Source organism: Mesorhizobium sp. CNPSo 4689, from assembly GCF_057784325.1.
This window is the reverse complement of record NZ_JBWLUZ010000017.1, coordinates 89,286-114,236: the sequence shown is the minus strand read 5'-3', so window position 1 is coordinate 114,236 and position 24,951 is coordinate 89,286. Positions and strand designations below refer to the sequence as shown.

At 63.5% G+C, this 24,951-nt stretch carries 27 protein-coding genes, 1 pseudogene and 1 riboswitch; of the genes and pseudogenes, 18 read left to right on the top strand and 10 right to left on the bottom strand.

Features of this window, described 5'->3' with window-relative positions; all coding sequences use genetic code 11:
* A partial coding sequence (locus tag AC04SI_RS21075; RefSeq protein ID WP_488474818.1) for a TCP-1/cpn60 chaperonin family protein occupies window positions 1–320 on the bottom strand: 320 nt, incomplete at its 3' end.
* A 56-nt stretch (window positions 321–376) separates the two neighbouring features.
* A complete protein-coding gene (locus AC04SI_RS21070; protein WP_192179609.1) occupies window positions 377–712 on the bottom strand; it encodes a co-chaperone GroES in 336 nt (111 codons plus the stop codon).
* 491 nt (window positions 713–1,203) lie between these two features.
* On the opposite strand from AC04SI_RS21070, the gene AC04SI_RS21065 reads away from it, so the two are divergent.
* The 6 genes from AC04SI_RS21065 to AC04SI_RS21040 all read left to right on the top strand — a co-directional run bounded on the left by AC04SI_RS21065 (window position 1,204) and on the right by AC04SI_RS21040 (window position 3,079).
* Complete coding sequence (locus AC04SI_RS21065) at window positions 1,204–1,464, top strand: hypothetical protein (protein WP_404284223.1); 261 nt, start codon at window positions 1,204–1,206, stop codon at window positions 1,462–1,464.
* On the top strand, window positions 1,464–1,829 hold the full coding sequence (locus AC04SI_RS21060; RefSeq protein ID WP_404284221.1) for a hypothetical protein: 366 nt from the start codon (window positions 1,464–1,466) through the stop codon (window positions 1,827–1,829). The genes AC04SI_RS21065 and AC04SI_RS21060 overlap by 1 nt, the downstream gene beginning before the upstream one ends.
* 86 nt (window positions 1,830–1,915) lie before the next feature.
* The gene (locus AC04SI_RS21055) at window positions 1,916–2,158 is read left to right on the top strand and encodes a hypothetical protein (protein WP_404284220.1); all 243 of its coding nucleotides are present in this window, start codon (window positions 1,916–1,918) and stop codon (window positions 2,156–2,158) included.
* Entirely contained in the window at window positions 2,155–2,475 is a 321-nt protein-coding gene (locus AC04SI_RS21050; RefSeq protein WP_404284219.1) for a hypothetical protein, read from the top strand. The genes AC04SI_RS21055 and AC04SI_RS21050 overlap by 4 nt, the downstream gene beginning before the upstream one ends.
* Window positions 2,472–2,747 carry a DUF1488 family protein gene (locus AC04SI_RS21045; protein ID WP_404284218.1) on the top strand — a complete coding sequence of 92 codons (276 nt, stop codon included), beginning with the start codon at window positions 2,472–2,474 and terminating at the stop codon, window positions 2,745–2,747. The genes AC04SI_RS21050 and AC04SI_RS21045 overlap by 4 nt, the downstream gene beginning before the upstream one ends.
* A gap of 2 nt (window positions 2,748–2,749) precedes the next feature.
* Window positions 2,750–3,079 (top strand): hypothetical protein, encoded by a 330-nt coding sequence (locus AC04SI_RS21040; protein ID WP_488474817.1) that lies wholly within the window; start codon window positions 2,750–2,752, stop codon window positions 3,077–3,079.
* A gap of 270 nt (window positions 3,080–3,349) precedes the next feature.
* Here AC04SI_RS21040 and AC04SI_RS21035 read toward each other — a convergent pair whose 3' ends face one another.
* On the bottom strand, window positions 3,350–4,594 hold the full coding sequence (locus AC04SI_RS21035; protein WP_488474816.1) for a phosphatase PAP2 family protein: 1,245 nt from the start codon (window positions 4,592–4,594) through the stop codon (window positions 3,350–3,352).
* Between the two features lie 301 nt (window positions 4,595–4,895).
* Between AC04SI_RS21035 and AC04SI_RS21030 the strand changes: the two are divergent.
* The 3 genes and pseudogenes from AC04SI_RS21030 to AC04SI_RS21020 all read left to right on the top strand — a co-directional run.
* Window positions 4,896–5,117 (top strand): annotated as a pseudogene (locus AC04SI_RS21030) (mechanosensitive ion channel family protein); the annotation flags it as partial.
* Between the two features lie 13 nt (window positions 5,118–5,130).
* On the top strand, window positions 5,131–5,382 hold the full coding sequence (locus AC04SI_RS21025; protein WP_404284216.1) for a type 1 periplasmic-binding domain-containing protein: 252 nt from the start codon (window positions 5,131–5,133) through the stop codon (window positions 5,380–5,382).
* Between the two features lie 184 nt (window positions 5,383–5,566).
* A complete protein-coding gene (locus AC04SI_RS21020) occupies window positions 5,567–5,797 on the top strand; it encodes a hypothetical protein (protein ID WP_488474815.1) in 231 nt (76 codons plus the stop codon).
* Window positions 5,798–5,849: 52 nt separating this feature from the next.
* Here the strand turns inward: AC04SI_RS21020 and AC04SI_RS21015 are convergent, their stop codons facing one another.
* Window positions 5,850–6,890 carry an aminopeptidase gene (locus tag AC04SI_RS21015; protein ID WP_488474814.1) on the bottom strand — a complete coding sequence of 347 codons (1,041 nt, stop codon included), beginning with the start codon at window positions 6,888–6,890 and terminating at the stop codon, window positions 5,850–5,852.
* 294 nt (window positions 6,891–7,184) lie between these two features.
* On the opposite strand from AC04SI_RS21015, the gene AC04SI_RS21010 reads away from it, so the two are divergent.
* Window positions 7,185–7,832 carry a class I SAM-dependent methyltransferase gene (locus AC04SI_RS21010; RefSeq protein WP_488474813.1) on the top strand — a complete coding sequence of 216 codons (648 nt, stop codon included), beginning with the start codon at window positions 7,185–7,187 and terminating at the stop codon, window positions 7,830–7,832.
* A 110-nt stretch (window positions 7,833–7,942) separates the two neighbouring features.
* Window positions 7,943–8,083 carry a hypothetical protein gene (locus tag AC04SI_RS21005; RefSeq protein ID WP_404284211.1) on the top strand — a complete coding sequence of 47 codons (141 nt, stop codon included), beginning with the start codon at window positions 7,943–7,945 and terminating at the stop codon, window positions 8,081–8,083.
* Here AC04SI_RS21005 and AC04SI_RS21000 read toward each other — a convergent pair.
* The gene (locus tag AC04SI_RS21000; protein WP_404284209.1) at window positions 8,067–8,903 is read right to left on the bottom strand and encodes a succinate dehydrogenase/fumarate reductase transmembrane subunit; all 837 of its coding nucleotides are present in this window, start codon (window positions 8,901–8,903) and stop codon (window positions 8,067–8,069) included. The two genes, AC04SI_RS21005 and AC04SI_RS21000, sit on opposite strands and share 17 nt — an antisense overlap.
* Window positions 8,904–9,357: 454 nt before the next feature.
* Here AC04SI_RS21000 and AC04SI_RS20995 point away from each other — a divergent pair, with 454 nt between their 5' ends.
* Both AC04SI_RS20995 and AC04SI_RS20990 read left to right on the top strand, forming a co-directional pair.
* Window positions 9,358–11,028 carry a caspase family protein gene (locus tag AC04SI_RS20995; RefSeq protein ID WP_404284208.1) on the top strand — a complete coding sequence of 557 codons (1,671 nt, stop codon included), beginning with the start codon at window positions 9,358–9,360 and terminating at the stop codon, window positions 11,026–11,028.
* 199 nt (window positions 11,029–11,227) lie between these two features.
* Window positions 11,228–12,757: a winged helix-turn-helix domain-containing tetratricopeptide repeat protein gene (locus tag AC04SI_RS20990; protein ID WP_404284206.1), complete on the top strand. Its 1,530-nt coding sequence runs from the start codon at window positions 11,228–11,230 to the stop codon at window positions 12,755–12,757.
* Here the strand turns inward: AC04SI_RS20990 and AC04SI_RS20985 are convergent.
* The 5 genes from AC04SI_RS20985 to AC04SI_RS20965 form a co-directional block, all read right to left on the bottom strand.
* Window positions 12,733–13,065: a hypothetical protein gene (locus AC04SI_RS20985; RefSeq protein ID WP_404284205.1), complete on the bottom strand. Its 333-nt coding sequence runs from the start codon at window positions 13,063–13,065 to the stop codon at window positions 12,733–12,735. The genes AC04SI_RS20990 and AC04SI_RS20985 overlap by 25 nt on opposite strands.
* Before the next feature lie 27 nt (window positions 13,066–13,092).
* The gene (locus tag AC04SI_RS20980; RefSeq protein WP_404284204.1) at window positions 13,093–13,503 is read right to left on the bottom strand and encodes a hypothetical protein; all 411 of its coding nucleotides are present in this window, start codon (window positions 13,501–13,503) and stop codon (window positions 13,093–13,095) included.
* Window positions 13,504–13,582: 79 nt separating this feature from the next.
* Window positions 13,583–16,684 (bottom strand): efflux RND transporter permease subunit, encoded by a 3,102-nt coding sequence (locus tag AC04SI_RS20975; protein ID WP_404284202.1) that lies wholly within the window; start codon window positions 16,682–16,684, stop codon window positions 13,583–13,585.
* A gap of 74 nt (window positions 16,685–16,758) precedes the next feature.
* Window positions 16,759–18,330 (bottom strand): FAD-dependent monooxygenase, encoded by a 1,572-nt coding sequence (locus tag AC04SI_RS20970; protein ID WP_404284201.1) that lies wholly within the window; start codon window positions 18,328–18,330, stop codon window positions 16,759–16,761.
* Window positions 18,327–19,460, bottom strand: coding sequence for an efflux RND transporter periplasmic adaptor subunit (locus tag AC04SI_RS20965; RefSeq protein WP_404284200.1), 1,134 nt, complete (start codon window positions 19,458–19,460; stop codon window positions 18,327–18,329). Before AC04SI_RS20965 ends, AC04SI_RS20970 begins: the two co-directional genes overlap by 4 nt.
* A 380-nt stretch (window positions 19,461–19,840) precedes the next feature.
* Window positions 19,841–20,049: riboswitch (cobalamin riboswitch) on the top strand.
* Window positions 20,050–20,237: 188 nt separating this feature from the next.
* On the opposite strand from AC04SI_RS20965, the gene AC04SI_RS20960 reads away from it, so the two are divergent.
* From AC04SI_RS20960 to AC04SI_RS20940, 5 genes are all read left to right on the top strand, one after another.
* Window positions 20,238–21,020 (top strand): ABC transporter ATP-binding protein, encoded by a 783-nt coding sequence (locus tag AC04SI_RS20960; protein WP_488474812.1) that lies wholly within the window; start codon window positions 20,238–20,240, stop codon window positions 21,018–21,020.
* A 31-nt stretch (window positions 21,021–21,051) separates the two neighbouring features.
* Window positions 21,052–21,993, top strand: coding sequence for an ABC transporter substrate-binding protein (locus AC04SI_RS20955; protein ID WP_488474811.1), 942 nt, complete (start codon window positions 21,052–21,054; stop codon window positions 21,991–21,993).
* Window positions 21,994–22,022: 29 nt separating this feature from the next.
* Entirely contained in the window at window positions 22,023–23,000 is a 978-nt protein-coding gene (locus AC04SI_RS20950; protein ID WP_488474820.1) for a FecCD family ABC transporter permease, read from the top strand.
* A gap of 109 nt (window positions 23,001–23,109) precedes the next feature.
* Window positions 23,110–23,589 (top strand): MarR family winged helix-turn-helix transcriptional regulator, encoded by a 480-nt coding sequence (locus AC04SI_RS20945; protein ID WP_404284225.1) that lies wholly within the window; start codon window positions 23,110–23,112, stop codon window positions 23,587–23,589.
* Entirely contained in the window at window positions 23,586–24,764 is a 1,179-nt protein-coding gene (locus AC04SI_RS20940; RefSeq protein ID WP_404284195.1) for an HlyD family secretion protein, read from the top strand. Before AC04SI_RS20945 ends, AC04SI_RS20940 begins: the two co-directional genes overlap by 4 nt.
* Window positions 24,765–24,951: the final 187 nt, after the last annotated feature.

Sequence of the window (24,951 nt, the reverse complement as noted above, 5' to 3'; positions counted from 1 at the left end):
ACCAGCTTGGCGCCTTCGCGCAGGATCGAAGCGGCCAGCACCGTGGCGGTGGTGGTGCCGTCACCGGCAAGGTCGTTGGTCTTCGAGGCCACTTCGCGCACCATTTGCGCGCCCATGTTCTCGAACTTGTCGGAAAGCTCGATTTCCTTGGCCACCGTCACGCCGTCCTTGGTGATGCGCGGCGCGCCATAGGCCTTGTCGATGATGACATTGCGGCCCTTGGGGCCGAGCGTCACTTTGACAGCGTTGTTGAGGAGCTCGACGCCGCGCAGCATGCGGTCGCGGGCATCGGTGGAGAATTTGATTTCCTTGGCAGACATGATTGTTCATCCCGTTCGAAAATTGGAGTGGGCGGTTTGCCGTGAAGCCAGCCCGGTCAGGCGGCCTTCTTGGAAGCCGCGGTTTTCTCGACGTCCATCCCGCTCTTGTCGATGACGCCCATGATGTCGGCCTCCTTCATGATCAGAAGGTCCTCGCCGTCGATCTTGACCTCGGTTCCCGACCATTTGCCGAACAGGATGAAGTCGCCGGCTTTGACATCGGGCACGATCAGCGCGCCGCTTTCGTCGCGTGCGCCCGGGCCGACGGCGATCACTTCGCCTTCCTGCGGTTTTTCCTTGGCATTGTCGGGAATGATGATGCCGCCCTTGGATTTGGTGTCGCCTTCGGCGCGGCGAATGACGACGCGGTCGTGGAGTGGCCGGAATTTCATGGGAAACTTCTTTCTGGGGCCGGCATAGGCGGCCGCTACCCCTGATATAGGCGCGTTGGCACTCGATAGATAGGAGTGCCAGAATTAATTCTCGCGCCAAAATTAATTCTCGCGAATGTCCAAGAAATCGCAGAAAATCATTCGCATTGGAGGAAAACTTTCTGCCGCCGTGATTTTCGCGGACGCTGATTTGTTATTTCAAAGGAGAAATAAAAGGGCGCCGCGACCTTGTTTGCAACTCAATTGAGGCGCATATGTAAAGCTCGTTGATTTGGTCGAGTTGGCTTTGTGTCAGAGCCCCGCCATTCACCACCGAATTCTCGAAAACGAGTGCATGCGCCGGTCCGGCGCACATTTCGTTCCGTTCGGACCCTGGAATGAAACCGACGCTGACCAGGGATGTACTGGCAGCGTCGGGCATCGTCCCGGCGGTTCGAGTGGGAATGATACGGAAAGGCGCAGGCGCGCGTTTCCGCGGAAAGCCGCAATTCATGACCAGCCGCACCACACTATCAGTCGTTCGCTTCAGGTCGGCGTTTTCGCTGCCCGGCTTCGATGCGCCGCAACCACCCGGAGAGTATCGCGTCGATCATGACGAGGAAGCCCTCGAAGGGGCTTCCCTGATCGCATGGCGCCGCGTCGCCACCTTCATTCACCTGCCGGCGATCTCCGCCAGCGGAGCCACGCGACAGATGGTGCCGATCGAACCGGCATCGCTCGAAGCCGCACTGGAGCAGGACCAGAGACAATGATGAGAACCACCACCCTGATGCAACGCAACGCACGCCCGGTCCGCCGCGAAGCCGCAACGCATCTCTTTGCCGTCGGACTGGCTGTCCGGCTGAAGGGCGGCTTCGGCACGTTTCCAAAGACCGCGGAAATCTACCGCATCACGGCCACGCTGCCGCCGAGGGGAGACTCGCTGCAATACCGCATCCGCAGCGACGGCGAACTTCATGAACGGGTGGCGACGCAGGACAGTCTCGAACCGGTCGACACGTCGCCCGGTGACACCATAACGCTCATCGAAAGGACGTTCGACCATGTCAAAGGGACAAAAACGCTCGAGCCGGGAGATCAGGAAGCCGAAGCAGGAAAAGGTCCTGCCCAAAGCTGAAAGCGTGTTCGGCACCCAGACCAGGCTTGCCGCCAACATCAGTGCCCCGCGCGGCAAGGGCAAGAACTGACGCGGCGAGACGGGCGATGAAGATCCTGATCGAGTTCTATCGCACCCGGGAAGCGGACGATGCGCATGCCCTGATCGGCCGCGAGACCGTGGAAGCGGCCGACCTCGACGATGCGATCGAAATCGCCAGGCTTCTGGCCAAGACCCTGAACATGCCGCAGCGGCCGGACGCCATGACGATCGCCGACGCGAATGGCGCGGCGCTCTATTCGGGCGCTCTCGCCACGCAAGCGGTCAATGAGGAAAGGCCAGCATCATGAATGCCCGCAACACCGAAACCGATCGGCAGCGCAATGCCGCCGCGCTTCGGATCTGGGAAAACGAGGGTGGCGCGCCGGGACGCGACTTCACGAATCGTCAATATGGCCGCCGCGTCGAAGCGGATCGTTCCTGGACCGTCTATCACGTCTTCACCGGTATTCCGGCGCATGAGGACGGCGTTGCCATGACCGGACTCAACCGGTCGGATGCGACGCGCAGCATGTTGTCCCTCAACCAGCGCAATGCCGAGCGCCGCAGGGCGCGGGTTGCCGCGCCGCCAATTGTCCCGCACGAGACAGCAGCGGGCCAGTCATGACGCTCTCGTTTCCCAACCCCAGCCGCAGCTTTGACGAAACCCGCAACGCCGTCCGCTTCAGTGGCCATGACGGCATGTTCGAAGTGCGCTTCTTCGTCGAGATCGAGGCGCTGGCAAAATCCGACAGCGCCTTGGCCGGGACAGCGGCGTCGGAAACAAAATACCTGTCAGCCTTCGACACCTTGCGATCATCCATCCACAAGGTTGCCGGTAAAGCCTATTCCCGCGACCGCCGCAGTTCCTACACCTTGACTGCCGCCGATTTCCGGTAGGCATGGCACCGTATCAGGAACGTTCTGGTCGTTCAGCGACAACCTCTTTGCCCCTCGACGTGAACTTCGGCGTCTCCTACGATGCCGATCCGCACAAGGTCAGCGAACTGGCGATAGAGGCCGCGATCACAGTCGGCCGGGTCGAGGCCGACCGGAGGCCGGTCTGCTGGCTGACTGACTTCGGCGACTCCTCGCTGAACTTCGTCCTGCGCTCTGGATCCCCGACCCCCAGCAAGGCTGACCAACGCGCGCGGCAAGGTGCTGCTGCGCTGTGGGACACATTCAAGGCAAACGGCATAAGCATCCCTATCCGCATCGCGAGATCATCATGAGAGAGGTGGGCGGGCGCTGAGGGTGCGGGCGCGGTGTTCACGGCCAAGCGGCGGCAGGGACGTCAGGATCGTCGGAGCCGACGGCCTGCCGCCGGTGGCATCGAGGCAGTGGCCAGGGCGGTTGGGCGGCGACCCAATGACTGCTTCGCGCCCACGTCGGTCATTCCGACTGGCTTGACCGCCTACCACAAGCACCACAAGCGGACATTGCTGATGCCACGCTGAGGTCGCGGTTGCGCCAGGTTTAGAACGGGTCGATCAGGTGTTCCGCTAGTCTGCTCCGTCCTTTCTTGCTCGCTCAATGAATTTCCCGGCGACCGCTTTGCCGAGTGCGACACCGGCCTGGTTGTCCATCTCGTAGTGGATGCCGGCCCAGATACGGGAATCTCCGGCCTCTTTGCCCACCTTGCGGATGAAGTCAGCATGGCTGGGAAACAGGTACGCAAGGACCTCGCATCGGGCAGTTGAAAGAGTGGAATGGTTGGACGGATAGCTGGGAAAAGGCGGCACCGCGAACAGAGGACTGATGCTCGGGTCAAGCATGTTCGGGCGCAAGTACCAATATGCGAACTTACCGTCGTTGCTTGCAATGAACGCGTCGAAATGGATTGCTGCGAGCATCGCGTAAGCCCGCGCGGCACGCGGCGGGTTCGAATCTGTCTTGTCCTCGAACATCCACTTGCTGGCATAATCATACCAGTCGGTGAACAGGCCGGATGGGCTCTGCCAATAGAACGCTTTGTAGTTGTTAGGGAATTTTCGCTCAAATTGTCGGACAGCATCCGTCTCGGCCTTTACCGCCTCGGAATGGCAGTCAGGTGGGGCCGGTGGCCTGAATTCATCGGCTGATGCCAACACGATCGGTTTCCAGTTGGGCATCGTTGCATTGCCTGGTTTCTCCCCGACCCACTTGCATGGCCCGGTCGGGACCGTGCCGGTCCAGACTGCGTCGGAGCCATCGGCCTTTGCCCGCGCAATCACCTGTTCAGCCACCCGTCGGCCCAGTTCAAGCCCGGCTGAAGAGTCACTGGGGAACTGAACACCGGCAAGGACACGCGACTGCGCCGCTTCTTCGGCCATTGCTTGGAACGACGACGCCTCGTCCGGAAAGAAATAAGAAAGAACCGTCGCGGCGGCTCCGGCGGCTGCGGCATGCTCCGATGGATAGGAGGGACTCCGCGGCGTAGGCAGCACAACCGACAGTGCCGCATCCGCCTCGCTCGGGCGCGGGCGATTGTAGAAGTACTTCGACTCCCACGCGGCAATGGTGGCGTCGTAGATCGCCATCGTCAAATAGGTATAGACGCGGTGTGCGTTGGGAATCTGCTTGCCTTCGAGAATGCGGTCGTTGACCAGGTCGATCCATCGATAGCCAGGCGAGCCGGCATCCCAGAACGCGATCTTCGCGGCGACCTGCGCATCGTTCTTTGCGATAATATCGCGGAGCTGCTCCAGCTCGGCTGTGGAAGTATCCGGTGGGGGCGGAACTCGGAAGTCCTCGCCCGACGTGATCACCCACGTCTTCCATGTTCCAGCCTTTGGCTCTATCAGATCCGATTGGGCGAAAGCGAAGTTCCCTGACAAAAGGACCACTGCGCAAGCCTTGCATAGGGCGCTAAGCATGTTTGGCCTCCCATGGTTGGTCCCCGGCCCAAAGACGGACGCTTTTCTGGTTTTTACAGCTGCTCCGTCCTAATTTTAGCGATCGCTGATCATAGCGCCGGACACTGCCGGGCAAAAGGGTCAAATATGCGAACAGGGCAGCGTTGTTGGTGACCGCCTTCTTTCTGACTTGAGGCCCGATAGCCGCTGTGACAGCGTCGGCCGGGTCGAGGCCGACCTGCGGCCGGCCTGCTGGCTGACCGACTCCGGCGGTTCCTCGCTGAACTTCGTCCTGCGCTTCTGGATCCACCAGCAAGGCCTGACCAACGTGCGCGGCAAGGTGCTGCTGGCGCTGTGGGACACATTCAAGGCAAACGGCATAAGCATCCCCTATCCGCACCGCGAGATCATCATGAAGGAGGTGGGCGGGCGCTGAGGGTGCGGGGGCGGTGCGAGCCGCCAAGGGGGCAAAGGGCTTCAAGATCATCGGCACCGACGGCCTGCCGGGCCCGGCCGGCGGCATCGAGGCGGTGGCCAAGGGCGGCTGGGCGGGGACCTTCACCTACCCGACCGGCGCCAAGGAAGCGATCGAGATGTCCAAGAAGATCCTGCTCGACTGCGCCACCTCGGTGGAGCCGACAGTGACGGTGGGCACCACGGCGATCACGGCCGAGAATGCCAAGCAGCTGATGGGGAAGTGAGGGGGAAGCAGCGCCCCAGCACTGAGGTTGATACGCAAGGCCCCGGAAGGGGCCTTGTTTTTGGAGACCGCGAAGATAGGCGTCGGACCCGAGCAGCCACGGACTTCTATGGCCATCTCATCGGTATCGGCGGAGCCGCGAATCTGTGTTAAGCCGCCGCTCAACCAACCAAAGGACGACACAGGTGAGCGAACCGACTGTGGCCCAGGCGACCGAAAGCATCTATGCCTCGCTGCGGGCCGACAATGCCGACATCGACGCGCATATCGCGACGCTCAAGGCGGCGCTGGCACGAGAAGGGATGAAACAGGCGGTGTTCGATCCGACCAAATTGGTGCAGAGCAACCGCGCGGGCCGCAAGTTGATGCAGGCCTATTTTCGGCAGCGCGGCGTGAGCGTGACGTTTTCGGATTAGCAGAGCTGCGCCCGTCACGGGCTCGCGCGGCCGGCCGCCTTGCTCGTCAGCGTCAATCACACGTTTCCGCAGCCTCAAGCGCTTCGGCACGGGAAGGTTTGTGCAAATCCGCGATCCGTCGAACGGAAGCGTAGAACCTGGGATAGTCGCCGGAGCACAGATCGAACAAACGAAGGAACGCCGGAACCTGTTCGCCGTAGACAGCAGTCGCGACGAGCTTGGCGTTGTTGATCGCGGCGCTGAACCAGGCGTTGTATCCCCGGTATCCGGCCCATCGCTTGTCGCGCAATTGCCGGTAGCGCGTCCGCAGCCTGTCGATCTCGGCTGCTTTGGCAGCGGCCATCTGCTCCGGGGGACGGGGACTTTCATAGACCTGCCTTAACTCGTCCCGGGTTTTCGACACCAGTCCGAGAAAATCCGCCCTGCGCTTGCGATCGATTTCGTAACTGCGCAATCCGGCGCGATCGCCAACTGCGCGGAGCCATTTCCTTACGCCGGTGGTTTCGACGGCAACCGCGAAAGCCTCGTTGAATGCGGAGTCGTCATCCACATAGATGCGCTGATGCGCCAGTTCGTGAAAGATGAGGCTCGCGAGATAGGTGTCGTCCTGACGGAGCATGGTGCTTAGCAGCGGGTCACTGGACCAGCCCAGCGTGGAATATGCGGTGATGCCCGTGACATAGACGTCTAGCCCCTCTCTATGAAGCTCGACAGCGCTCTCAGTCGCGGATTTCCGAGAAAAGTAACCCCGGTACGGAACGCAGCCGAAGACCGGAAAGCACCATGTTCGTGGCGTCAGGGAGAATTCCGGCGCGGCAAAAACGGCCCAGGTCACAGCGTCCCGACCGACGTCGACATAGCTGCGGTAGCTGTTGTTGTCGGGCAGTGCCAGTTCATCTGTCGCAAACCGGCGTATGGCGCTCGCCGACGTCAACTTGGCGCGCAATGCCTTTGGCGTCGAAGGACCACGGATCAGTTTTCCAACATTTTCGCGCGCCGCCATAATCTGCACATGGCCCCCCAGCGACTGCGCGTAGTAGGAAATGCTTGTGCAACCGGTCGCCACGGACGCCATGATGACAGCGGCAAGCATTCGAAGAACGCGCCTCACTGTTTGCCCACCCCTCGCTCGTCTCCCCATGCAGCAAATGTCTCGATCCCCCGCTCTCAAACAGGCGCACGAATTTTCGTCAAGGTCTGCGGGCGACAGCGGGGCGGAATTTCGACTTTGGCAGGATTGGCAAATGCGGCCATTCGCCTACGATTGACGGAAGTCCACCGCAGGGCGGAGTCGGCGAGATACGGACTGCGGCGTGCCGCCGCCGGGCGCTTACGCTGCGTTTAGCTCCGTCCTGTAAGGATTTTGCAATCCGGGGGGCGCACGCGAATGCTGGACAATTACGAGCTGGACCGGTTTGGCGTGATCCACCAGATCGACGCCACGCCGATCACATACGACAAGCAATACATCTCCTATTACGAGGACTTGAGTGACCGGACCATCAAGCTCGGCTATCAGCGGCTTGGCTGGGTGCTGGGGATTACGGGCGAGATACCGCGGTCGGTGCTGGAGATTGGCTATGGCACCGGCACATTCGTCGAAGCCGCCAAAATTACCGGGGTTGCCGACTGCGCCGGCTGCGACATCACCAAGTTTCCGCTGCCCGAGGGTGTGCGCTTTGTCGATTGGGAGGAGGCGCTTGCCAGCTCCTGGGATCTCGTCGCCATGTTCGACGTGCTCGAGCACATTCCGGATCTGGGTTTCCTCGCCCGCCTTCAGGCACGCCATTTGGCCATCGCCGTCCCTTGCTGCCGCTGGCGTGAGCTCGGCGCCGATGGCGACGCGTGGTTCCGGACGTGGCGGATGCGTCTGCCCAACGAGCATTTGCACCATTTCGACCGTGACTCGCTGGTGGCACTGCTCGCGCATCACGGTTTTGAGTGCGTGACGCTGAATGGATTCGAGGACGGGATCAGGCTGCGGCCGGGCGAAGCGGATCCCAACATTCTGTCCGGCTTTTTCAGAAAGCTATAGGCCGGTTTCCTCCACGGCTGCGGTCAGGCCGTTCGGAAGAGGGGGCTCCGTTCCCGGTCAACCGCGCCAGCGCATCCACAATCAAATCGCAGAACTTGCGATGGTCGAGCTTGATCGACGGCGTCAAGGATAACGCCGAGATTCAGGCCGAGCAGGCGGCCGGCTGGGTGCCGGGCAAAGCCGCCTTTGCCGCCATGCTGCAGGCGCGCCCGGCGCGCCTGAACGCGGGCGGATTTATGGCGTGGTCGTGAACCCGCACTGCTTCTGTTCCATCTCGATCTGCTTCGTGATGCGGATGGCGTTCTGTGCGTAGGCCTCCGTCACGGTGCCGCTGTTCACCGTCTTGTCCTTCAGCGGACTGACGGCTGCGCAGAGGTGGAAAACATGCTCCGTCTCGGACTTCGCGGCTCCGTTTTCCGGCGCGATCCAGTACACGACATCCTGACCAGCGGGGTGTGCCGGATCCTTCGTCGCCGCAGCCACCGCGGCGGAGTCGGTGGCGATCGCCTGCGCCTGGGCGGCAACCTCGGGCGAACAGGCTGTGGTCGGCTGCCCCGCCTTGATCTGGGCCGCGCAGGTGTTCATGTCCTGGGTGTACTGCTCGACCGATGGGGGTTGGAAGCTGACCCCGATCACCGTCGCGAGCACGGCCAGCACAGCGCCGACGCCGCCGGCAACCTTCTTGCTCTTCGGATCCATGTTCTTGTCGGTGAAGATCAGGAGAACCAGCGGCAGGAAGGCAATCAGCGTGATGATCGCGCCGAGCTGGTTCTGGACGAAGAACCTGAACGTCTCGGATGCGCGGGCTGGGTCGTGCCTGTTGGCCGCCTTCCAAAGCAAGTTGCCGGCGATGGCGAAAATGGCGATCCCGACCAGAATGCCGATCAGCAGCGGCAGGTTTCCCTGGTCGAACTTGTGCCGGTAGAGCAAAACAATTCCGGCGATCTCGCCGCCAATGGCAACGATCCACGAGAGCGCGGCGAACAGGCGGAGGCGGGTGGCGCTGGACTTCTGGCCCTGCGTTGCTTGCCAATCCTTGGTAACGTCTGTAGTCGGCTTGTTGTCGGTCATGACCAGGTCCCCCGGTATCGACACTTTTGCAGGACGGCGTCAAATCGAAAAGCGCCCGGCGCAGCGTCATTGAACGAACGTCTTCGTCGCCTGCCTTGGCGACGAAACCGCCACAGCAGACCATATCCCCATCCTTATTGCGCATGAATGGATTCGTCCACACCCACGGCGGCAGGCGCCGATGGCGACGCCGGGTTCCGGACGTGGCGCATGCGTCTTTTGGAAAACTATAGGCCGGTTTCCTCCGCGGTCAGGTCATGCGGAAGAGGGGGTCACACCTTGGCCTTCGTCAGCCTTTCCAGCGCATCCACAATCAAATCGCAAAACTTCGCATGGTCGAGCTTCATCGCCACGGCGTGGACGCTTATCGCCGGCTCGATTTCAAACCGACCGACTACCGTCTTTTCCGTAATGCTTGCATCTGATACCTTCGCTTGGGGGAGCTGTTCCTGCCATGCGCAGCGCTTTTTTTATCCTCATCCTATTGTTTACAGCTGTTTCAGCGGATGCGCTCGCAGATAGACGCGTCGCGCTGGTGATGGGCAATTCCGCGTATCAAAACGTACCCGGACTTCCTAACCCCAAGAACGATGCCAGTGACATGACCGCCAAATTGAAGGATTTGGGTTTCGAGGTAGTGACCGGTCTGGACCTCGACTTGGTCAGGATGCGTGGCACGGTACGTGAATTTATCAAGAAGCTCGATAGGGCCGACATTGCGTTGTTCTACTATTCCGGGCACGGCCTGCAGGTTAACGGCAACAATTACGTCGCACCTGTGGATGCGCACTTGTCGTCTTATGACGACCTCGATTTCGAAACCCTGCCGATGGACCTTGTTCTGGCGGCGATGGAGCGCAGTTCCAAGGTCAATCTTGTCTTCCTCGATGCCTGCCGGGACAACCCGCTCGCCGAGAATCTTGCCCGGTCGATGGGAACACGATCCGGTTCTGTGGGTCGGGGTCTAGCCAAGCTTGGCAGCGGTGTCGGTTCTCTCATCGCATTCGCAACGCAGCCGGGCAACGTGGCATTCGACGGGTCAGGTAGAAACTCTCCCTTCACAACTGCATTGCTCAGGCACCTTGGTACGCCAGGGCAGGATATCACCCGCGACCTCGTCCATGTGCGACGAGATGTGCTCGAAGCGACGTATGGCAAGCAAGTTCCATGGGACAATTCCTCGCTCACGGGCGATGTGGTGTTGAATCCTCTCCCGATTCAGGAGCCGAAGGCGGAATCCGCCCCCACGCCGGTACCCATCGGGCCCGACAATGCGATTGAGATCGCTTATTGGGAAACGATCAAGGACTCGGCGGACAAGAGCTTCTTTCAGGCGTACCTGCAGCAATATCCGAACGGCGCGTTTGCAGCCCTAGCTAAGTTAAAGATCGACGCCATAAACAGTCGTGTCGATGAGCAACGGCAGGCGACTGAAAGACAAAAGGCGGAACAAGATCGCGTGCAAGGCAGACCTGTCGAAAAGTCTTCAGACGACGTCAAGACCGTCGCCAGGCTTGAACATCCCAATCCGGAAGTCCAAGCAGAGAGGTCTTCAGTAGAATCTGAGGGCTCCGGCGAACTTGCTCTTTCCACCCAGAGAGAATTATCCAGAATTGGGTGCCTTACTGGTCAGGTCGACGGGAGGTGGGGGGCCGCCAGCCAGAAAGCTTTGATCAACTATGCGAAGCAGCAAGGGATCAAGCTCGCGTCGGCCGAGCCGACGGGGGACCTACTAAAAAGGCTGAAAGCGATTCGGGCTAGGGTCTGCCCCCTTATTTGTGCTGACGGAATGGAGGCGCGAGAGGGTCGTTGCGAGGGTGCGCGTGCTGCCGGTTTAAATGCTTTCGACGGAAGATGGGCTTTGACGAGACGTGCCACCAATTCGTTGTGCGGGTGGCGGGAGCTTACAGCAGACGTATCGATCAAAAATGGCAGGATTTCTGCCCCATCATGGGAAGGAAAAATCGCGAGCGATGGCACCTTAAGGATAATACATCGCTTTGTTCACGAGGGGAAAAGAGAAAGCAACATTTTGAATGGAAAGATAAAAGGTAATAGCGGTAAGGGGAAATTCTACCACGTAGGAGGGCAGTGTGCGGGTATCCTTGAAATAAGAAAAATGTAAACTACACAGCAAGAATTAATTGTCTCGTGTCCATAAGAGCTTATTGGCGTTGTGCCGCTTCCATTCGACACGGTAGCTCTGGCTCCGGATCCGGCAAGCCCATCCTTGCATGCGGTAGCCCCATCCCTCCCCATCCCATGCACCTCTTGACGTCCCCTCCATCCCGCATGTCCAATACGTCCCATCAGGGAGGATCCCGGTGGAGATCGCCACGGCCGATCAGGTCTTTCACTTCGGCGGCTACACGCTCGACCTCGGCAAGGGCACGCTGCGCCATGCCGACGGGCCGGCGTTCCTGCGGCCGAAAGCCTATGCGGTGCTGACGCTTTTGGCCCGGCATATGGGCCGGGTCGTGCCCAAATCGGAGATCATGGATGCGGTGTGGCCGGGCGTCTACGTCACCGAGGATTCGCTGACGCAGTCGGTCCGCGAGATCCGCAAGGTGCTGGGCGACGACCTCGTGCGCACCGTGTCGAAGCGCGGCTATATGCTGGCGGCCGAGGTCGAGCCGGCGCCCGAGATCGGTTCGCAGCCGATCGTGGCGGTGCTGCGCTTTCGCAACGAGGGTGGCAACCCGGCCGACGATCCGATCGTCGACGGCTTTGCCGAGGATATCATCAACGGCCTGGCGCGCTTCGGCACGGTCACGGTGCTGGCCCGCAATTCCAGCTTCTCCTTCGCCTCCTATGCGCGCTCGGAGTGGCCGCAGATCCGCTCGCGCATCGGCGCCGACTATCTGGTCGAAGGCTCGGTGCGCCGGCAGGGCGATCAGATCCTGGCCGCCGTCAATCTTGTCGACGCGGCCAATGCCAGCCAGCTCTGGGGCGACCGCTACCAGGCCGCCGACAGCGGCTTTTCCGCCATCCAGCAGGATATCGTCGAGGAGATCGTCGGGCGCCTGGCAAGGCGGGTCACCAATGCCGGCCTGCAGCAGGCGTCGCGCAAACCGGTCACCAGCCTTGCCGCCTATGAGCTGGTGCTGCGCGGCGTGGCCCTGGTGCGCGACCCCGCCCAGACCGACATCGAAGGCGCGAGAGCCTTCTTCGAGGCGGCCGTCGCCAAGGACCCGGCCTATGGGCTCGCCCATATCTATGTCGGCCTGACCTGCGCGCTGAAGGGCGAATTCGAAGAGTCCAGCCATGCCGATCTGGTCGAGGCGCGCGAGCATGTCGCCAGGGGGCTGGCGCTGTCGCCCGACCAGGCGACGGGACACCGCATCCAGTCGCTGGTGCGTCTCTACATGCGCGAGCACGATGCGGCCGAGCATCATTTGCGGACCGCGCTCGAGCTCAATCCCTGCGATGCCGACAGCATCGAGCAGATGGGCCTTGTGCTGACCATGCGCGGGCGCCCGTTCGAGGCGCTGGGCTGGCTGGCGCGCTCCATCCGCATCGATCCGATGATCCCGCACTGGTATCAGTTCGACCGCTCGCTGGCGCTCTACATGATGGGCGACTACAAGCCGGCAGCCGAGGCGCTGGAGCTGGCGACACGGCCGACGCCGTGGATCAGGACGCGGCTAGCCGCCTGCTACGCCCAACTCGGCGCAATGGACGAAGCGCGCCGGCAGGCCGCCCTCATCAACGAGGACGACCCCGGTTTCTCGCCGATCGACTATGCGACCAAGGCCATGCCGTTCGAGAGCCCGGCCGACGCCGCTCATCTGGCCGACGGCATCCGGCTGGCGCTTGGCGAGCAGGCGGGTCAATCGACGACCACGACGATATAGCGCCCCTGATAGGCCCGGTAGTAGGTGCCGCCGCAACGCCAGACGGCAAACCCATTGACCTTGGTGCGGACGCAGCCGGTGGGTAACGTGGCGACCCAGGCGGTGGTGTGCCTCAGCACGCGCCATGTGGTGTTGCGCCGCGCGACGCCGGCAGCACTTCGCGGCGTCCAGGGCTGGCCGACTCGGGCCTCGGCCGCGCCGACCAGCGACAGGACCGGCACCGTGCTGCCGATGATCTCGACGGCCGCGAGGCCGATTGCGGCCGCCGCGGCGATCGAGCGGAATTTCTTGATGGATTTCGTAGGCATTTTCTCTCTCCTGATGGTTTTCGAGGTCTAGCGGGATGGCACGGCGAGCCGGGCAGCGCCCGCCAATGCCGCGAGATGGGCGACCACGAACAGGAAATGTGCCGCGGTCGTCGCGTAGCCGACGGCAAGCACGTCGGCGGCGATGAAGAACTGCCAGAACAGAAGGTTTGCGGTTCCGAGCAGCAAATGGACGGCAGCCAGCAAGGCATGCCAGTTGCGCGAATAGGCGACCCGCCACATCGTCACCCCGATGATCAGGGCCAAGCCGTGCGCCTCGATGAAGCCGATGCCGGTGCCGGGTGCATTGGCGAGCAGCGTGGCCTCGGCGCCGACACCGAAGAAGGAGCCGGCGATGTCGGTGGCCAGGCCGCCTGCCGATGCAAGGATCAGGAAGCCGGCGTTGACGCGGATGAGAAGATTTCCAAATGCAGGGGACATTTGTTCAATTCCTTTGAGTTGAGTGGCGGGCAGGGGCCACGGCGGTCGCCCGCCGTGGGTTTGCCGGGATCCCGGCCGCTCAGGCGGCCAGCTTTTGCGGTTCGGCGAGGGCCTCGGCCGGCTCGGCGGTCGCGACGGTTTCCACCGGCGCCTTGATGCGGAACCAGGTGACGTAGAGCGTCGGCAGGAAGACCAGCGTCAGCGCGGTCGCCACCACCAGCCCGCCCATCACCGCATAGGCCATCGGCCCCCAGAACACGGTCGGCGCGATCGGGATCATGCCGAGGATGGCGGCGGCCGCCGTCAGCAGGATCGGCCGCAGCCGGTGCTCGGTGGCGCTGATCACCGCCGCCCACGGCTCCTCGCCGCCGGCGATATGCTCGTCGATCTGCGAGATCAGGATGACCGAGTTGCGGATCACCATGCCGATCAGCGACATCACGCCGAGGATGGCGACGAAGCCCATCGGTGCGCCCGAGATCAGCAGGGCGCCGGCCACGCCGATCAGCGCCAGCGGTGCCGTCAGCAGCACCAGGAACAGGCGCTGGATGCTCATCAGCTGCACCATCAGCACCGTCATCATGATGAACAGCATCAGCGGGAACACCACGAAGATCGAGGCCTGCGCCTTGGCGCTGTCTTCCATCACACCGCCAAGGGCGACATCGTAGCCGGCCGGCAGGTTGGCCTCGAAGGCGGTGATCGGGCTCTCGAGCTGCTTCACCACCGCCGTGGCATCCGCCCCTGGCACCACGTCGGCCTGGACGGTGACCGTCGGCAGGCGGCCGCGGCGCCAGATCAGCGGCGGCTCGGTCTGGTAGGACAGCGTCGCCACCTGTTCGATCGGCACACGCTGTCCGCCGGCAGCGCTGATCGTCAGCGTGCGCAGCGTGTCGATGCTGGCCCGCTCCTCCGGGATGGCCCGCGCCACGACATCGATCAGCCAGGTCCGATCGCGCATCTGCGTGATCCTGGAGCCGGACAGCACCGAGTTGATGGTGTCGGACAGTTGCTGCGAGGAGATGCCCAGCGCCCGCGCCCGGTCCTGGTCGACCTCGACCTTGATGACCTTGGCCGGCTCGTTCCAGTCGTAGTTGATGTTACGCACGCTGGCGTTCTCGCCGATCACTTGCGCGAAGCGCTGCGCGATGTCGCGGGTCTGTTCGGCGTCGGGTCCGCTGACGCGGAACTTCAGCGGCCAGCCGACCGGCGGTCCGAGTTCGAGCGGCGTGACGCGGCTCATGACGTCATCGAAGCCGGTCGACAGCGCCTTTTCCAGCCGCTCGATGACCGCCTGCCTGACGGCATGGCCCTTGGTGACGACCACCGCCTGGGCGAAGAAGTCGTTGGCGAGCTGAGCGTCGAGCGGCAGGTAGAAGCGCACCGCGCCCTGGCCGACATAGAAGCTCCAATGGTCGATGTCGGGATCGGCCTTGAGCAGCGTCTCGACGCGCTCGACGGTCGCCTGCGTTGCCTGCAGCGAGGCGGTGCGCGGCAGCGTCAGGTCGACCATCACTTCCGGCCGGTCCGACTTGGGGAAGAACTCCTGCGGCACCAGGCCCATGGCCAGCACCGACAGCGCGAACAATCCCGCCGTGCCGCCCAGCACCACCCACTTCATGCGCATTGCGAGGTCGAGCATGGCGCGGAAGCCGCGCGAGAAGCGCGAAGTGCCATGGCCGCCATGGCCCTTGAGACGCTCGGGCAGGATCGCCACGCCGGTGAGCGGCGTGAACAGCACCGCGACCACCCACGACACGACCAGCGCGATGCCGACCACCGCAAACAGCGAGAAGCAATATTCGCCGGCGCCGCTCTGGGCAAAGCCGACCGGCACGAAGCCGGCGATGGTGACCAGCGTTCCGGTCAGCATCGGGAAGGCGGTCGACGTGTAGGCATAGGTGGCGGCCGTGATCTTGTCGTGCCCTTCCTCCATCTTCGAGATCATCATCTCGACCGCGATCATGGCATCGTCGACCAGGAGGCCGAGCGCGATGATCAGCGCGCCGAGCGAGATGCGCTGCAGCGAGATGCCGAAATACTGCATCGCGACGAAAGTGATGGCGAGCACCAGCGGGATGGCGACGGCCACCACGATGCCGGGCCGCCAGCCGAGCGCCAGGAAGGAAACGGCGAGCACGATGGCGATCGCCTCGCAGAGGCTCTTGGTGAATTCGCCGACGGATTCTTCCACCACATGCGACTGATCCGCGACCAGCCGCAAATCGACGCCGGCCGGCAATTCACGCTGCATCTCGGCGACCTTGTCCTTGACGTGCTCGCCAAGCGCCAGCGCATCGCCGCCCGATGTCATCGCGATCGCAATGCCGATCGCCGGCTCGCCGTTGAAGCGGAACTGCGGCTGCGCCGGGTCGGAATAGCTGCGCTTGACCTCGGCAACATCGCCCAGGCGGAAGTAGTGACCGTTGGCATAGAAATTGATCGCCTTCAGGCTTTCCTCGGAGGTGAACTCGCCGGTGACGCGGATGGCGATGCGCTCGGGGCCGGCATCGACCGTGCCGCTCGGCGTCAGCGCGTTCTGCGCCTGCAGCGCCTGCGACAGCGAGCCGACATCGAGGCCAAGCGCTGCGACCTTCTGCGTCGAGAATTCCAGATAGATCTTCTCGTCCTGCTGGCCGACCAGATCGACCTTGGCGACATCCGGCACACGCAGGAAGTCGGCGCGCAGGCCGCTTGCCAGATCCTTCAGCTGGCGATGGCTCAAGCCATCCGAACTGAGCGCGTAGATCAGCGAATAGGTGTCGCCGAACTCGTCATTGTAGAACGGGCCCTGGACGCCCGACGGCATGGTCGACTTGATGTCGTCCATCTTCTTGCGGACCTGGTACCAGAGCGGCTGCACCTCGGCGGCGCCGACCGTGTCCTTCAGATTGACGAACACCACGGATTCGCCGGGCTTGGTGTAGCTCTTGACGTAGTCGAGGTTGGGAAGCTCCTCGAGCTTCTTCTCGATGCGGTCGGTGACCTGCTCGACGGTGTCGTCGGTGTCGGCGCCGGGCCACATCGTCTTGATCACCATGGTCTTGATGGTGAAGGGCGGATCTTCCTCCCGCCCCAGCGAGGTGTAGGCCCAAAGCCCGGCAAGTGCTGCCACCACCATCAGATAAAGCACGAAGCTGCGGTGCCGGATGGCCCAGTCGGAGAGGTTGAAAGAGGTCATGGCTCTACTCCCTCAGCCGCAGCGCCTCCGCGCCACGAGCTGTCAAAAAACGATTGGTTGACGAAATGCCGGCCTCAGGCGGCCGACAGCATTCTCAGGTTTTTCGACCGGCTAGCGGCCACTTGCCGCGGTTTGATCGCCAGGGCGGCGACATAGCGTTCGAAGGCCTGCGGGTCCTGCGTGCCGGCGGCCAGCGCGACGTGGCCGTCGGGTCTGACGAGATAGGCGCCGTCGCACTGGAGACCCGCGACCTTCGCCCTGTCCGACCAGGCAAAGACGTGGACGGGAATACCGGTCGCGGCGAGCATCGCCTGGAACGCGGCATTCGCCTCGCCATAGACATGCACCTGCCAGTCGAGCAAATGCAGCGACTCGAAGTTGTCGCCGCTGGCCGTGGCGACATAGGGCAGGCGGTCGCCGCCGTGGATCGCGCCGGCCTTGCCACTGCTGATCGCGCTGGCACGATACTGGATCCGGGTCTGCGAGATCATGCCGAAAAAGGCACGCGATCCGGCAGCCGTCCCAAGAACCACGCGCAGGATCTTCGGCATCAGATAGCGGCGGAACAGGCCGACCAGCCGCGAGCGGCTGGTGGCGACACGGAACACCTTGTCCGTGCTATCGATCAGCAGCCTGGCAAAGGCGATGCGCTCCGGCTCGTAGCTGTCCAGCAGGCGCTTGTCGGCGCGGCCTTGCAGCACCGCCGCCAGCTTCCAGGCGAGGTTGACCGCATCGCCCATGCCGGTATTCATGCCCTGGCCGCCGGCTGGGCTGTGGATGTGGCCGGCGTCGCCGGCAAGGAACACGCGGCCGATGCGGAAGCGCTCGGCGACCCGGTGATGCACGCGATAGGTCGAGAACCAGTTCACCTTGTCCACCGCAATGCCGGTGTCGCGCTCGACATCGGCGCGGATCGCCTCGAAGGTGATCGTCTCGTTCGCTTCGTGCGCCTTCGGCACGACGCCGATCAGCCGCAGCGAGCCGGATTGCCTGACCGGCATGACGATGGCGAAGCCATAGGCGCTGACCGTGGTGTCCATGCCGTTAGGGGTCACCGCGCCGCTGCCATCGACGTCGGCGACGTAGAAGGACTGCTCATAGGTGCCGCCGGGAAAGCCGATGGCCAGCCCATGGCGCACGGCGCTCCGGGCGCCATCGCAGCCGACGAGATAGGCGGCACCGACGGTCTCGGTCGCGCCTTGCTTGTTCAAGGTGGCGACAACCGTGCCGCCCGTGTCCTCGAAGGCGACCAGTTCGGTGTTGCGCTCGACCCTGACACCGGCACGCTCGAGATGCGTGATCAGGATGCGTTCGTGAATGTCCTGCGGCAGCGCGAACGCAAAGGAGTATGGACTGACGCCCTGGCCGAAGTCGCTGAGCGGAAGCCTGGCGGCGACGCCGGCCGGCGTGCGCACGGTGAGCTGCTCGACCCTGACGCCGGCGGCGAGTATGTCGTCGACGATGCCGATCTGGCGGTGGAATTCCAGCGTGCGGGCCTGAACGGCCAACGCGCGCGAGGTTTCGCCCGGGCCTGCATCCTTGTCGAAAATACGCACCTGGACGCCGAGGCGGGTGAGCCACAGCGCAAGCGTCAGTCCGGTTGGCCCGGCGCCGGCAATCAGCACTTGAGTCTGCGAGGCACTCATCTGGTTACTCCTTCGGTGAGGCGAACCTTTTCGTGTTCGCGAAGCCGGTTGACGCCGGCGGTGACGACAATGTCGCCCTCGGCAAGGCCGTCGCTGACGACGACGCGGTCAGTCTCGTAGCGGGCAATGGCGACCGGCTTGAGTTCCACAGTCGAGGACGCGGCCACCACCCAGACGGCGGGCTTGCCGTCCTTGTCGAACAGCGCGCTTCCCGGCAGGACCACGACGGGGGCGCTCATCGTGTTGACGCGGCCGGCGACGCTGCTGCCGAAGCGCATTTCGTCGGGGGTGTCGCGCAGCGAGACCTTGACCTGGAAGGTGCGGGTCGCGACGTCGGCCACCGGTGCGACCTCGCGGATGGCGCCGATTGTCGCGATCGCCGGATTGCTCAGCAGCGAGACCTTGATTTCAAGGGGACGCCTTGCATTTCCGCCGGTCGAGAAGGCTGCCTCGGCGATGGAGAAGACGGCGTCGCGGGCCGCTGGATCGGCGACCCGCGCCACCATCTGCCCGGCGTTGACGACTTGGCCCGCTTCGGCGCCGGTCGCGGTCACCATGCCATCGAAATCGGCATGCAACTCGGTATAGGCGAGCTGGTCCCTGGCCATCTCGAAGCCGATCCTTGCCGATTCAAGCTTGGCCTCGGCCGATCGCAGGCTCTTCAGCGTTGCATCGTGATTGGCCCTTGTTGCAAAGCCCTTGGCGAGAAGTGCCCCGATGCGGGCCTCGGCGGCACTGGCTTCGACCAGAACGGCCTCGGCGGCGGCGACGTCGGCCTTGGCGCTGGCGAGGCGGTTGCGATAGTCCTGGTCTTCGATGCGGGCGAGGACATCGCCCTTCTTCACCATCTGGCCGACCTCTGCTGAGCGCTGCACGAGCTTGCCGGACAGCCGGAAGCCAAGATCGCTTTCGCGCTGCGGCCGGATCTCGCCGATGGCGATGCGCTCGTCGGCCTGCGGGGCAGGCTTCACCGCCATGGCCCGGACAAGCTTGGCTTCGGGCACGTGCGGTTCGACCGCCGCGGCCTCGCCCTTTGCGCCATACCAGACGACTGCGGCGGCGCAGGCAAGTGCTGCCAAGGATGCGGCGACGAGACGATGCTTTCCGCGCCTGTTGTGCAAGAGTGTCATGTTGTCTCCTTACCCGATGTTGCGGCCTGCGCCGGGCAAGGGCGCGTTAGCCGAAGATCCCATTGGCCGGAGAAGAACCGGGGCGATCATTAAGTTTGATCCCAGGGACCGGCGCCCGTCTTGACCAGCACGATCCTATTCGCCTTTTCGGGCCCTGAAATCCCGATCGGGTTCTGAAAGTTTTCCGATGTTTTGGCGCCAGCCCCCCAAGACGCCGGGCCTGTCGATATGCCTGGACATCGAGGGAAAGAGGAAACGTCGGCCGCTGGTGTTGACAGCATATGGCAGCGCTTGTTACGTAATGTTATTACATATGCAGCCTACCGAAGGCGAACCGATGCCTGCAATCAAAAAACCATTGCGGCGCGATCAGGGGAAACCTACGGTAGAAAAATGATGGTCCCCGAGCCGAAAGGCGAGGGGTGAAAAGGGAACACGGTGAGACCCGCTTTCGGGTCGAGGCCGTGGCTGCCCCCGCAACTGTAAGCGGCGAGCAACATCCGCAAATGCCACTGGCCGGCAAGGCTGGGAAGGCAGGATGAAGCCGAGACCCGCGAGCCAGGAGACCTGCCATCAGCACGAGTTGACCGGACGGGGTGTGCCGGGAGGAGACGTAGCCATCGGTCTGTCGTCCGATCGGCCCAGCTTCCTTCCGTCGCCAGTTTTGGAAAGTGACGGAAATTTGGAAGCCTCCATCCATCGCATCATCGTGTGCCCGCTTTGCCGCGATTCAACCGGGCTGGCTCGCATCCCCGCTTCGAGGCCGGGGCTGAGCCGATGATGCTGCTCGAAGCCCGCGACGTGAGCGCGACGGCGAATGGCCGCCGCCTGGTGAATGGGGTAAGCCTGTCGGTTGCGTCAGGCGATCGCCTGGCCATCATCGGTCCCAACGGCGCCGGCAAGACCACGCTTTTGCGCATGCTGTGCGGCGCGCTGCAGCCAAGCACCGGCGAGATGCGTCTGTCGGGGCGCCGTCTCGACCGGATCACGCCGGCCGAGCGGGCGCTCAACATGGCGGCCGTCGGCCAGACCGACCAGCCAGATCCGCGGCTCGCCTTGATCGACTATGTCGAGCTTGGCCGCGTCCCGCATGCCGGCATGAGGCGCCTGCGCGAAGATCGCGACATCGTCGTCGACGCGCTGCGCCGGACGGGGCTGCTGCCGCTGCTCGGCCGCAGCATCGGCTCGCTCTCCGGCGGCGAGCGTCAGCGCGCGCAACTGGCTAGAGCCTTCGCCCAGGAGCCAAAGATACTGTTCCTCGACGAGCCGACCAACCATCTGGATCCGCGCGCCCGCGGCGAGCTGCTCGAACTGGTCGCCGGCTTCGGCATGTGCGTGGTCGCGGTGCTGCACGATCTCGCGCTGGTGGCGCCCTTCGCCACCCGGGTCGCGGTGATGAACGACGCCCGGCTGCATGCGCTGGCGCCGCCGCGCGAGGCGCTGACCCAGCAGCTCATCCGCGACGTGTTCGGCATAGATGTCTTCCGCCTGCGCCATCCGACCGAAGACCGCGAACTCACCGTCTTCGACGTTCCCAACCGCGCCGCCTCGCCATCCTGAACGGACATTTCCTCAACCAAGGAGCCACCTCGTGAAACGCCTCGCCCTCTCTCTTGCCTTTTCGCTCGTCGCTTCGGTGGCCTTTGCCTTCCCGGTCACCGTCGACAGCTGCGGCAAGAAGCTCTCCTTCGATGGGCCGCCGAAGCGCGCCGTCATCCATGATCTCAACATGGCCGAGATGGCCTTCGCGCTGAAGCTGCAGCCATCGATCGTCGGCCTGACCGGCATCACCGGCTGGTACAAGGTCGGTCCCGAATTCAAGCAAGGCTCGATCCCCGAACTGGCGCCAAAGTATCCGACGCTGGAGAACCTCGTTGCCGTCGAGCCCGATTTCTTTTTCGCCGGCTGGTACTACGGCATGAAGCCGGGCGGCGAGGTGACGCCCGACACGCTCGCCCCGCACGGCATCAAGACGCTGGTGCTGACCGAAAGCTGCGTCCATCTCGACAAGGACCGTCCCGCCGCCTCGATGGACCTGCTCTACGGCGACGTCGAAAAGCTGGGCAAGATCTTCGGTAAGGAGGCTGAGGCCGACAAGCTTGTTTCGGGCTGGAAGGCGCAACTGGCAGCGATCATCGCCAAGGTCGGCAGCACCAAGGGCACGCGGGTGTTCCTCTACGATTCCGGCGAGGACAAGCCGTTCACCGCCGGCAAGTTCGCCGTACCGAACGCCATGATCACCGCTGCCGGCGGCGACAACGTCATGGCCGACATGGAGATGAGCTGGGGCACGACGGATTGGGAGACGGTGGCGGCGCGCAATCCGCAATTCCTCATCCTGCTCGATTACCAGGATGGCGGCGGCTACAAGAAATTGCTCGACTTCCTGAAGGCGCATCCGGCGATGAAGGAGACCGACGCGGTCAAGAACGAGCGCTTTGTAGCACTGCGCTATGCCGAACTGACACCAGGACCCGCCAACATCGAGGCGATCGGCAAGATCGCCAAAGCGATGCATCCGGAAGCATTTTGAGCTTGCGGCCGAAGTCCTTTCCTTTCGTGATGATAGCGGGCGCGGCAGCGCTCGCTTTGCTGTCGATCGCCTATGGCTCGACGGTGATCGCGCTGCCCGATGTCATCGGCGCCCTGGCGCATGCAGTCGGTCTCGACGCGCACGCCGTGTCCGGTCCGGTCGGCAAGATCGTCGTCGACCTCCGGCTGCCGCGCACACTGCTGGCGATCGCGATCGGCGCCGGGCTGGGTGTCGTCGGCGTATTGCTGCAGACAGTGACCCGCAACGATCTCGCCGATCCATTCCTGTTCGGTCTCTCCTCTGGCGCTGCCGCCGGCGCCGTCTCCGTCATCACCGTCTTCGGCGACAGTTTCGGCATCTGGACCCTGCCGGTCGCCGCCTTCACCGGCGGCATGCTGGCAGCCGCCGTGGTGCTGTTGCTGGTGTCGCGGGTCAAGGGACAGGGGCCTGAGCGGCTGATCCTTGCCGGGCTTGCTGTCTCCTTCATGTTCACCGCGCTCACCAACTATCTCGTTTTCGCGGGCGACCAGCGCGCCGCCCATTCGGTGCTGTTCTGGACGATGGGTGGGCTCGGTCTGGCGCGCTGGGACAATATCGGGCTGGCAGCACTTGGCGCCGGCATCATCCTTGCCTACGGGCTGTGGAACCACCGCCGGTTCGACGCCTTCCTCGCCGGTGAAAACGCCGCCGAAAGCCTCGGCGTGCCGGTGGCGCGCATGCGCCGCACGACCTTTTTCGTCGCCGCCCTGTCTACCGCGATCCTGGTCTCGGTCGCCGGCGTCATCGGCTTCGTCGGCCTGATGATCCCACATCTCTGCCGTCCATTGGCGGGACCGTTGCATCTGCGCCTGATCGCAAGCTCGGCGCTCTTCGGCGCGGTGCTGCTTTTGGCCAGCGATCTTCTCGCCCGCACGCTGCTGCCGCCGCAGGAACTGCCTATCGGCATCATCACCAGCTCGCTCGGCGCCTTCTTCGTCGTCACCATGCTGATCCGCAACCGCCTGTGACGGGATACCGGGCCACAAGCGATGGTCTCCGCTCTCGATCACGGCGTCGTGACCGTATTGCATGGCTGACCACGTTGAATCGTAAGCACGCTTATTATATATGCCGCTCATGGTTTCCGACGGCATCGACAGATTGGGATTTTTGATCCACGACGTGCAGCGCCTGATGCGCAAGCGCTTCGAGGCGCGCGCCAGCGGCTTCGGCCTGTCCTCGGCGCAATGGCGGCTTCTGGTCCGCGTCGCCAAGGAAGAGGGTGTCGCGCAGGCACGGCTCGCCGAGCTTCTCGAAATCGAGCCGATCAGCGTCTCGCGCCTGGTCGACCGGATGGAGGAGGGCGGCTGGATCGAGCGCCGTTCCGACGCGACCGACCGCCGCGTGCGCATGATCTTCCCGACCACCAAGGCAAGCGAGGCCTATAACCACGTCAAGAGCCTGGCCGGTGAGGTCTACGAGGAATCGCTGGTCGGCGTTTCGCCGGAAGATCGCCGCGTCCTGGTCAGGGCGCTGGACACCATCGTGCAGAATCTTGCGGACGGCGAGGCGTCGTCCCTGGAAAAAGTCAGGAATACGGAAGGCGCAGCAGCATGAACGCGGCAGCCAAGATAGACGAAAAGATCACCGAACTGGAAATGGAGGCGCCGGCGCAGCCGGCGACGGCGCCCGTGGCAGTCGCGCCTCCGGTGCAGCCGGCGCCGGTCGCGCCGCAGAAGAAGCGACGCCTCGGCCGCCCCCTGTTGATGATCGCGCTGCCCGCGGCGCTGATTGCCGGCGGCAGCTATGTCTGGGTGACCGGCGGCCGTTACCAGGAAACCGAGAACGCCAATCTGGAGCAGGCCAAAGTGTCGATCGCCTCGGATACTGCGGGCCGCATCGTGACGGTCGACATAGCCGACAACCAGCTCGTCAAGCAGGGCGACGTGCTGTTCGCCATCGATCCCGAGCCCTACCGGATCGCGCTCGCCCAGGCTGACGCGGCGGTGGCCGGCGCGCGCCTCAACGTCGAGCAGTTGCGCGCCGCCTACAGTCAGTCGATGGCGCAGGAGAAGTCCGACACCAGCGAGGTCGATTTCGCGCAGTCGCAATATGACCGCGCCGCCGATCTCGCCCAGAAGGGCATCAACGCCAAGTCGTCTCTCGATCAGGCCAAGAACGATCTCGACAAGGCCAAGCAGCAGCTGGCGGTCGCCGAACAGGGCATCATCAGCGCCAAGGCAGCACTTGGCGGCAATCCCGACATCGAGACCGACAAGCATCCGACCGTGATGGCCGCACTCGCCGCGCGCGACAAGGCCGCCTATGACCTGGCGCAGACCACCGTCAGGGCACCCGCCGATGGTGTCATCAGCCAGGCCTCGTCGTTCAAAGTCGGCCAATATGTCGGCTCCGGCACGCCGCTGTTCTCGCTGGTCGAGACCGGCGACACCTGGATCGATGCCAATTTCAAGGAAACCCAGCTCACCAACATGAAGCCGGGCCAGAAGGCCGAGATCGTCGTCGACACCTATCCCGGCAAGACCTTCGAGGCGACCGTCAAGGCGATCGGTGCCGGCACAGGCGCCGAGTTCTCGCTGCTGCCGGCCCAGAATGCCACAGGCAACTGGGTCAAGGTCACCCAGCGCATTCCGGTGCGCCTGGAACTGACCGACCCCGACGCCAAGATGGCGCTACGCACCGGCATGAGCGTGACCGCCACCGTCGACACCGGTGTGGCGCGCGGGCTGCCGAAGATCTTCGGCCACGCCACGGCTGGCGAGGCGCAATAGCTGGATTCGTGCGCGGCGGCGGAAGCTGCCTCGCGAATGTTTGTGAAAGGTCTGCCGGGACTGCCGGCATGACAAGCAAAAGACAGGAGACAGGCCGGCGGGGCGAAGGACGAGGATTGCGGCGGCACTGCCAGCCAGCCTCGACATTCGGCATCGGACCCTCGGTCCACAGGGTTCCGGGCGGCTG